Below are 8901 nucleotides of genomic sequence, written 5' to 3'. Positions count from 1 at the left end.
AACCCCGCCGGAGCGGAGCGGAGGCAAAAAATTTCAGTGTCCGAGGCGGCCGCGGCCGAGGCGGAGCAGGAGCATGGCGAGGGTGTGGCCTTCCTGGCCGAGTTCGCTGAAGCGCTCGAGCACCTTCATCTCGCGCGAATGCACCAGCTTGGGGCCACCGTTCGCCATGCGTGTGCGGCCGATGAGGCGGGACACTTCGGTGCGGCGTTTGACGGCCGCCAGGATCTCGGCGTCGAGTTTGTCGATCTCCTTGCGGAGCTTGTCGATCTCCGCCTCGGTGGGCAGCGCGGAGTCGGAGCCGGTCGCAGGCTTGTCTTGTCCCGTCGTCGAGATGCTCATACTTCTTCTCCTCGTGGTCAGAACGTCGATCGGCGGGCAGACCCGCAGCGTTACCGATCGGTTCTTCACCATGACTTGCAACGTGGAAAGCCGACCTGGTCGGTCTTACATTGTCCCCCGAATGGGCGCGCTCAGGTAACTGGTCTTCGTGGAGCGCTGGTCACCTGGCCAGTCTGCCACGGGCGATGGGTCATGCAAAACGAATACGTTTGGAATCTCCTGAGAGTTTCCTCCCCGCGCCGATCCTCCGGATATTCGCTCCACTCGCAGTATTCGGACCCCTCGGTCTCCCGGATGACTCCGATCGCCGGCGGTCACGGCGACTCCTGCGGCGCGGCGGCCAGCGCCGCCGCCATGCGCAGCAGATCCCGGGTCTTGGTGGTGTCCAGACCGGTCAGCTCGGTGATCTTGCGCAAGCGGTAGAGCACGGTATTCGAGTGCACGTGCAGCGCCGCCGCGGTCGCCGTGGTGCTCGAATCGTGGGCCAGGTAGGTCTCCAGCGTCAGCCGCAGGCTCGGATCACCGTCGAGCGGCGCGAGGGCGGCGGCGTTGATCCGCGATACCCGGGTGGGGCGGGTGAGCTGGTATTCCACCGCCAGATCGGCGAAACGCACCACACCCGAGCACCGGTGATAGCGCAGCGCCACCCCCAGCAGCTCATCCACCTCCCGGGCGGTCTCCGGAATATCCTGCGGTACAGCCGAATCCACCGCGCACACGGTCTCGGCCCCGATATCTCGACCCAGCTCGGCCAGGTGCGCGGCGAACTCCTCGAACCGCGATTCCGGATCGACCTCCGGGGCCGGGACCAGCGCGCCGCCGCCCTGCTCGGTGACCATGTGCAGTGTCTCGCCGCGACCGAGCCGGTCCAGCGCGTATTCCAGCCGCCGCAGTTTGCGCCGCGAGGCCACCGTGGCGTCGATTCCCTCGACCCGCTCGTCGGGATGCGCGGCCACCCGCAGCGCCACCACCCAGTACCGCGGCGCGAGCGTGCGGCCCACCGACCGCGCCGCCTCGGCCACGTCCTCACCCGAGGTGAGCGCCCGGTAGAGACGGCGGCGGTCGTGGTCCTGCGGCGGAATCGGGGCCTGATCCGCGCCGTACCCGGCCAGTACCGCCCGGGTCGCCGATTGCAGGTGCCGTTGCAGCAGCACGCCCGCCCGTGCGAGCGCGTCGGCGTCGTCCGGCCCGGCCAGCTCGGCGATGGTCTGCCACCACAGCTGTACCCCGAGGTGGTAGGCGCTGATCACATCGGTGAGCGGCACCCGCTCCTCGGCCCGCCGCCGGGCGGACTGTTCGATGGGGAGCAGTTCGTGCGGCTCCGGATCGCGGTTCTCGTGCAGCGTCGTGACGAAGAGTTCGAGATTGCGCCGCACGATCGCGGTGACGTCGCGGCGGATCACCTCGGTCGGCAGCGTGCGGTAGAACGCCACCTGCCCGCGGACGTGCTCGACGGTCGCGGTCACGATGGCGTGCGTGCGCTGCGCGAGCTGGTCGGCCAGCGGCCTGCCGTCGATGATCACGGGATCGGCTACCGGTTGCCTGTTCAAGCGCACCCCTCGGTCTCGTTGCCGTGTCCGCCCACTGTCCCACGGCGCGGTTGTCGCCGGGCACAATACGGGCGGGGTTCTTCGTCGGAAAACACAGTTCGCGGCGGGCGCGCATCCGTCAGTATTCGGCGTATCCCGGTGCCATCCGGTCGGCCGGGACATGCTGTTGTCAGGAGATACCCTTGGGATCCTCGATTTTCGCGGTATTCCTACCGCTCGCTCTCGCCCTGGTCATGTTCGGTCTCGGTCTCACCTTGACCGTCGACGACTTCGCCCGGGTGCTGCGCTATCCGAAGGCCGCCGCCATCGCCCTGGTCTGCCAGATCGTGGTGCTGCCCCTGCTGTGCCTGGGGATGGTGTACCTGTTCGGGCTCACCGGCGCGCTGGCGGTCGGCATGATGCTGCTGGCCGCCTCGCCCGGCGGCACCTCGGCGAATCTGTTCAGCCATGTGGCCGGCGGCGATGTGGCGTTGAACATCACCCTCACCGCCATCAACTCGGTGCTGGCGGTGTTCACCATGCCGGTGGTGGTGACGCTGTCGCTGGCGGCGTTCCTCGACGACGACAGCGGCATCGGGCTGCAACCGGACAAGTTCCTCCAGGTGATCGCCATCGTGCTGATCCCGGTCGCCATCGGCATGGTGGTGCGCCGCCGCTTCACGAGCTGGGCCGAGCGCATGCGCGGACCGGTCAAGATCACCTCGATCGTGGTGCTGGTGCTGGTCATCGTGGTCGCGGCGATCAGCGAGTTCGGCACCTTCACCGACAATATCGGCCGTCTCGGCGCGATCACCCTGCTGCTGTCGATCCTGAGCCTGCTCATCGGCTACTTCGTGCCGCGCCTGTTCCGGGTGGACGCGCGCCAATCCATCGCCTCCGCAATGGAAATCGGCATCCACAACGCGACACTCGCCATCGCGGTGGCGGTCTCGGTGCTGGGGAACGAGACCATGGCCGTTCCGGGAGCCATCTACGGGATCATCATGTTCGGCCCGGCGGCCGTGGCGGCCTGGCTGCTCGCCCGCCGCGGCGCGCGGGCCGGGGCGGACTCGGGCTCGGAGGTCCGCGCCGCCACCTGAGGAGTCGCGCTACCGGCATTATTCGGACACCTGGGCCAGCGGGATGTCGTGGTGTCGGTGCCCGCCGGTAGCGTAGACGGACGATGAACGCGACGGTGGCTGAGGACGAACAGAAGACCGAGCGGTTGCTCGAAGGGCTGAACCCGCAACAGCGCGCCGCGGTAATGCACACCGGCACGCCCCTGCTGATCGTGGCGGGTGCGGGCTCGGGCAAAACCGCGGTGCTGACTCGGCGCATCGCCTATCTGCTCGCCGCACGGGACGTGCACCCCGGGCAGATCCTCGCCATCACCTTCACCAACAAGGCCGCCGCCGAGATGCGGGAGCGAGTGGCCGGTCTGGTCGGGCCGCGCGCCGCCAGCATGTGGGTGTCGACCTTCCACTCCAGTTGCGTGCGCATCCTGCGCACCCAGGCCGGACTGGTGCCGGGGCTCAACTCCAACTTCTCCATCTACGACGCCGACGACTCGCGTCGCCTGCTCGCCATGGTCGGCCGCGATCTCGACCTCGACGCCAAGAAGTACACCCCGCGCCTGCTCGCCACCGCCATCTCCAACCTCAAGAACGAGCTCATCGACCCGGATCAGGCCGCCGCCGACGCCGAGACCGACGACACCGAGTTCCCGCGCGTGGTCGCCCGCGTCTACGCCGAGTACCAGCGGCGGCTGCGCGCGGCCAACGCCCTCGACTTCGACGACCTCATCGGCGAGACCGTCGCGTTGCTGCAGAAGCATCCGAACGTGGCCGAGTACTACCGGCGGCGGTTCCGGCACGTGCTCGTGGACGAATACCAGGACACCAACCACGCCCAGTACATCCTGGTGCGTGAGCTGGTGGGCCACCATCTCGCCGCCGACTCCGAGGTGCCGCCCAGCGAACTGTGCGTGGTCGGCGACGCCGACCAGTCCATCTACGCCTTCCGCGGCGCCACCATCCGCAATATCGAGGAGTTCGAGCGCGACTTCCCGGACGCGGAAACCATTCTGCTGGAACAGAACTACCGCTCCACGCAGCATATTCTGGCCGCCGCCAACGCCGTCATCGCCCGCAACGAGAATCGGCGCGAGAAGAAGCTGTGGACCGACCGGGGCGACGGCGACCTCATCGTCGGATACGTCGCCGACAACGAGCACGACGAGGCGTCCTTCGTGGCCCGCGAGATCGACCGGCTGGTGGATCAGGGCGATGCCAACTACGCCGATGTGGCGGTGTTCTACCGCACCAACAACAACTCCCGGGCGCTGGAAGAGATCTTCATCCGCATGGGGCTGCCCTACAAGGTGGTCGGCGGCGTCCGGTTCTACGAGCGCAAGGAGGTGCGCGATATCGTCGCGTACCTGCGAGTGCTGGAGAACCCGAACGACGCGGTGAGCCTGCGGCGCATACTCAACACCCCGCGTCGGGGCATCGGCGACCGGGCCGAAGCCTGTGTGGCCGTGCACGCCGAACAGCGCGGGGTCGGGTTCGCTCAGGCGCTGCGCGATGCGGCCGACGGCAAGGTGGCGCTGCTCAACACCCGCTCGCAGCGGGCCATCGCGGGCTTCCTGGACCTGCTCGAGCAGATCCGGTCGGCCGGGGCGCAGGAGGATCTGGACTTCCCGGATGTGGGCAGCGTGGTGGAGGCGGTGCTCGACCGCACCGGCTACCGCGCCGAACTGGAGGCATCCGACGATCCACAGGACGGGGCGCGGCTCGACAACCTCAACGAGTTGGTCAGCGTGGCACGGGAATTCAGTTCCGAGGCGCGCAACAACGTGGAGGCGGCGCGGGCCGAGGGCATCCTGCCCGAGGCCGCCGAGGGCGAACCCGAACCCGGATCGCTGGCGGCCTTCCTGGAACGGGTGTCGCTGGTGGCCGACACCGACCAGATCCCCGACGAGGGCACCGGGGTGGTCACCCTCATGACCCTGCACACGGCCAAGGGGCTGGAATTCCCGGTGGTGTTCGTCACCGGCTGGGAGGACGGTCAGTTCCCGCATATGCGTGCGCTCGGCGATCCCACCGAGCTGGCCGAGGAACGTCGCCTCGCCTACGTGGGCATCACCCGCGCCCGCAAACGGCTGTACCTGACCCGCGCGGTGGTGCGCTCCGGCTGGGGCCAGCCCGTCTCGAATCCCGAATCCCGCTTCCTCCAGGAGATTCCGCAGCACCTACTGGACTGGCGTCGCCTGGAGCCCGCGCCGAAACAGTCCAGCGGATTCCGGCGGCGACGCGACGACGAAGGCTTCGAACGGGATTGGACGCGGGGCGACGGCTGGAGCGAACCCCGGCCCGGCGTGCGGGATCGCGGGGGCGAGCGCCGTCCGGCACCCACCTCCGCCGGAAAACGCAACAACACCGGGCTGGTGCTCGCGGTCGGGGACCGGGTCAGCGACGACAAGTACGGCCTGGGCCGGGTGGTCGCCGCCGAGGGTTTCGGCGCATTGGCCACGGTGACCATCGATTTCGGCACCGCGGGCAAGATCAGGCTGATTCCGCAGTACAGCCGCACCCTCGAGAAGCTGTGACGCCGCCTCGCACCGCCCCTTGCCGGGGCGGTGCGACAGGGCGTGTACTCGAAGGTATGGCGACGAGAATGACCGTGTTGCTTCCGGATGCGATCGCCACCCGGCTGAGAGCGACCGCGGGCGCGGATATGAACGACTATGTCACCCGCGCGGTGCGGCAGCGGCTGCTCGAGGAGGATCTCGCCGAACTGCGCGACCGCCCACCCGACGAAAGGCTCGGCGCGGAGGCCGAATTCGAAGCCTCCGATGCAGACTGAGCCGATGCGGCAGGGTGAGCTGTGGATGGCGGCCAGCTCACTGTTCGGGCAGGAACGCCGGGTGGTGCTGTTGGACGCCGATGCGGTGGTGCAGCAGAATCCGCTGCTGGTGGTCGCGCTCGTACATCCCGATTACGAGGTGCCCGCCGCGCACCGGCTGCTGTCGGTTCCCATTCCGGGCACGCCGCATGTGATCGCGCTCTACGACATCACGATCTACCGGCGTACCAGTCTCGTCACCTTCGAGGGGGCGATCGGGGGCGAGACCCTGGAACAGGTCAAGGTCGGTATGCGGGCGCGGTTCGACCTGTGAGGCCGCACCGCGCCCGGCACCGACCGCCCCGCCTCCCCCCGTACGCGGCGACCGCCGAGCGCGGAGGTGATCGCCGAGTGTGGAAGCGATCGCCGAGGGCAGGAACGACTTCCGAGCGCGGGAGAGACCAACCGAGCCAGGAAGGATCGCCGTCGTGAGTTGGTTAGCCCTGGTAGACCTCGACGTAGGCATTGGTGGCCACGGCCACGACGCCGGGACCCATCCCCGTGCAGCCCGTGGTGACGCGCTCGCCGTTCGGCGTGAACGGGTAGCTGAGCGCGGTGTACGGCCCGACGCCGTACATCGGGAACGGACCGCTGGCGTAGAGGCCGAAGCAGTCCACATGCAGGACGTAGTTGCTCCCCCCATCGGGCTGGCACACCGCCGACGCCCCGAACAGATCTCGCTCGACGGCGCAATCCTGGGGCGCCGCCTGCGCGGCCCCGGAACCGACGATCGCTACGAAGGCCACACCTGAAACACCAGCGGCCGCGACCCGTGCCGCGGCGGCAATCGTTTTCCTCATGAAACTCCTTCCGTCTACCGTGGGACCGTCGGCGCGAACCCGCCGTCCGTTACCAACGGTACGGATTCCGTGCTCTCGCCGGGCGCAATGGTTCCCGACGCTACGAACACGTCGGCGAGAGTGGCCCTGGCACGGTCTCCCTACGCGGGTGGCCGACCGGCAGAGTGGTCGGCATGCGATACCGACTCTTCGGCCGAACCGGTCAGCGTGTGTCCGAACTGGCGCTGGGCACCATGGCCCTGCGGGACGCGGACGAATACCGCCGTGTGCTCGATGTCTTCGCCGAGGCCGGGGGCAACTTCCTCGACACCGCACCCATGTACGGCCCCAGCGAGGAGCTGCTCGGCTCGGTGCTGCGCGACCGCGACCGATTCGTCATCGGCACCAAGTACACGCCGACGCGCGACGTCGCCGATCCGAACGCGGCGGGCAATCACCGCAAGAACCTGGTGCTGAGCCTGGAACAGAGCCTGCGGAATCTGCGCACCGACTACATCGACGTCTATTGGGTGCATGTCTGGGATCGGCTCACCCCCATCGAGGAGACGCTGCGCGCGCTCGATGACGCCGTTCGCTCCGGCAAGGTCCTGCACCTGGGCATCTCCGATGCGCCCGCCTGGGTGGTGGCCCGCGCGAACACCCTCGCGGAGCTGCGCGACCGCACCCCGTTCGCCGGCCTCCAGGTGCCCTACAACCTGCTGTGGCGGGACGCCGAACGCGAGCTGATTCCGATGGCGGAGGCATTCGGCATGAGCGTCACGGCGTGGGGGCCGCTCGGACAGGGCGTGCTGTCCGGTCGCGCCGGACACCGCAGCGACCCGGCCCGTTTCACCGCGCGCCAACGCACGGCGGCCGCTGCGATCGACAAGGTCGCCGCCGAACTGGGGGTCCCCGCCGCCCACGTCGCCGTGGCCTGGACCCGCCACCGCTCACCCGCCGTACTCCCCATCGTCGGCGTCAGCAGCGCGCCCCAGCTCATCGAGAACCTGGGAGCGGTCGATCTCACCCTCCCGCAGGAAGTCGTCGAATCCCTCGAAGCCGCCGCCCCCTTCGACCTCGGCTTCCCCGGCGACTTCATAGCGAGCTGCGACACCGCCCCGACCGTCTACGGCGACAAGGTCTCCCGCATCGACAGCCGGGGCTACACGGTCCGGGCGTAACGGCCTCGCGGGGCCGAATGCCTCGCGGTTTCGGACCACCCCGCGCGTCGCGCCACCTGGCGCGGCGGGTCGGCCTGTGCCGTGGGTGGGCGCCGCCTGGTGCGGCGGGTTGCGCTCTGAGGTGGGTTGCCGGGCGGAGGGGTGGCGTGGTGGGTCGTCGGTGGGTCGGGCCGCCATGCGAGGCGAGTGGGCGGCGGGTCGGCCTGTGCCGTGGGTGGGCGCCGCCTGGTGCGGCGGGTTGCGCTCTGAGGTGGGTCGCTGGCGGACGGATGGCGCGGCGGGTCGGGCCGCTTGCCGAGCTGGCCGTCGGGCGGACGGGTGGCGTGGTGGGCCTGGCCGTGGGGCGAGTGGGGCCGGTTGGCGAGACGGGCGCATGGGACTGGTGCGCGGCGGAGTTGGGCTGTGTGGCTCGCCGTTTGGGGCGGGGCTGGACCGTCGGCGGCCTGGAGCGGGTGGGGGCGTGCGTGAAAGTGTCTGTGGGCGCGCTGTTCTCAGCGCGCCCACAGCGGAGATTCGGGGTACTGCGGTCTAGTCGCGCTGGGGGCCCAGGGCGATGCCGCGGGAGGCCAGCCACGGGACCGGGTCGATTTTGTTCACGCCGTTCAGCCAGACCTCGAAGTGGCAGTGCGGGCCGGTGGAGAAGCCGCGGTTGCCGACGGTGGCGATCTGGTCGCCCGCCATGACGTACTGGCCCTGGGAGACGGTGGCGGTGTCGATGTGTCCGTAGACGGTGACGGTGCCGTCCTCGTGCAGCAGGCGGACCCACATGCCGAAACCGGAGGCGGGACCCGCTTCGAGGACCACGCCGTCGGCCACCGCGTAGATGGGGGTGCCGATGGGGGCGGCCACGTCGATGCCGAGATGCTGGACACCCCAGCGGGCGCCGAACCCGGAGGTGAAATTGCCGCTGGTGAACTTGGTGAACAGCGGGCGCAGCTTGGCGGCCTCCTGGGCGGCCAGATCGGCGGCGAACTGTTCACCCTTGCGCAGGATGTCGTCGAAGGAGCCCAGGTCCATGGGCGTCGAAACGTTCAGCACCTGCGGTGCTCCCGAATCCTGCGTCTCCGCGCCGGTGAGGCTCACGCTCTGGGCGGCGAGTTCGGTGACCTGATCGGCGGCCTGGAACTCACCCGTCTTCGGCGCGGTGTCCATGCCGGTCTGCCCGGCGGC

9 protein-coding genes are annotated in these 8901 nt (G+C 69.2%); 5 read left to right on the top strand and 4 right to left on the bottom strand.

Annotated features, from left to right (window positions below; all coding sequences use genetic code 11):
• Positions 1-33: 33 nt before the first annotated feature.
• Together QK444_RS26515 and QK444_RS26510 are read right to left on the bottom strand one after the other, a co-directional pair.
• The gene (locus tag QK444_RS26515) at positions 34-339 is read right to left on the bottom strand and encodes a chorismate mutase (protein WP_029931136.1); all 306 of its coding nucleotides are present in this window, start codon (positions 337-339) and stop codon (positions 34-36) included.
• Between the two features lie 314 nt (positions 340-653).
• Positions 654-1889, bottom strand: coding sequence for a helix-turn-helix domain-containing protein (locus tag QK444_RS26510; protein WP_282784775.1), 1236 nt, complete (start codon positions 1887-1889; stop codon positions 654-656).
• Between the two features lie 182 nt (positions 1890-2071).
• On the opposite strand from QK444_RS26510, the gene QK444_RS26505 reads away from it, so the two are divergent.
• The 4 genes from QK444_RS26505 (at position 2072) to QK444_RS26490 (ending at position 6045) form a co-directional block, all read left to right on the top strand.
• Positions 2072-2968, top strand: coding sequence for a bile acid:sodium symporter family protein (locus QK444_RS26505; RefSeq protein ID WP_282784773.1), 897 nt, complete (start codon positions 2072-2074; stop codon positions 2966-2968).
• 83 nt (positions 2969-3051) lie between these two features.
• Complete coding sequence (gene pcrA / locus QK444_RS26500) at positions 3052-5475, top strand: DNA helicase PcrA (protein WP_282784771.1); 2424 nt, start codon at positions 3052-3054, stop codon at positions 5473-5475.
• A gap of 68 nt (positions 5476-5543) precedes the next feature.
• Entirely contained in the window at positions 5544-5732 is a 189-nt protein-coding gene (locus tag QK444_RS26495; RefSeq protein ID WP_029931140.1) for a hypothetical protein, read from the top strand.
• Between the two features lie 4 nt (positions 5733-5736).
• On the top strand, positions 5737-6045 hold the full coding sequence (locus tag QK444_RS26490) for a hypothetical protein (RefSeq protein ID WP_282784769.1): 309 nt from the start codon (positions 5737-5739) through the stop codon (positions 6043-6045).
• Positions 6046-6208: 163 nt separating this feature from the next.
• On the opposite strand, the gene QK444_RS26485 is transcribed toward QK444_RS26490, so the two are convergent.
• A complete protein-coding gene (locus QK444_RS26485) occupies positions 6209-6571 on the bottom strand; it encodes a hypothetical protein (protein ID WP_282784767.1) in 363 nt (120 codons plus the stop codon).
• A 173-nt stretch (positions 6572-6744) separates the two neighbouring features.
• On the opposite strand from QK444_RS26485, the gene QK444_RS26480 reads away from it, so the two are divergent.
• Complete coding sequence (locus tag QK444_RS26480) at positions 6745-7731, top strand: aldo/keto reductase (RefSeq protein ID WP_282784766.1); 987 nt, start codon at positions 6745-6747, stop codon at positions 7729-7731.
• Between the two features lie 528 nt (positions 7732-8259).
• Here the strand turns inward: QK444_RS26480 and QK444_RS26475 are convergent.
• On the bottom strand, positions 8260-8901 hold a 642-nt coding region (locus QK444_RS26475), incomplete at its 5' end, for a M23 family metallopeptidase (protein ID WP_282784764.1).

Origin of the sequence: Nocardia sp. CC201C (genome assembly GCF_030010695.1) — a bacterium.
Classification (GTDB): domain Bacteria; phylum Actinomycetota; class Actinomycetes; order Mycobacteriales; family Mycobacteriaceae; genus Nocardia; species Nocardia otitidiscaviarum.
The sequence above is the reverse complement of the archived record's forward strand: the minus strand, read 5'-3'. Positions and strand labels throughout refer to the sequence as shown.

What these genes read in the sequence shown, in the direction of transcription:
- pcrA (WP_282784771.1), top strand. Translation starts at nt 3,052, where the DNA reads ATGAACGCGACGGTGGCTGAGGACGAACAGAAGACCGAGCGGTTGCTC.
- QK444_RS26515 (WP_029931136.1), bottom strand. Translation starts at nt 339, where the DNA reads ATGAGCATCTCGACGACGGGACAAGACAAGCCTGCGACCGGCTCCGAC.
- QK444_RS26485 (WP_282784767.1), bottom strand. Translation starts at nt 6,571, where the DNA reads ATGAGGAAAACGATTGCCGCCGCGGCACGGGTCGCGGCCGCTGGTGTT.
- QK444_RS26490 (WP_282784769.1), top strand. Translation starts at nt 5,737, where the DNA reads ATGCGGCAGGGTGAGCTGTGGATGGCGGCCAGCTCACTGTTCGGGCAG.
- QK444_RS26495 (WP_029931140.1), top strand. Translation starts at nt 5,544, where the DNA reads ATGACCGTGTTGCTTCCGGATGCGATCGCCACCCGGCTGAGAGCGACC.
- QK444_RS26480 (WP_282784766.1), top strand. Translation starts at nt 6,745, where the DNA reads ATGCGATACCGACTCTTCGGCCGAACCGGTCAGCGTGTGTCCGAACTG.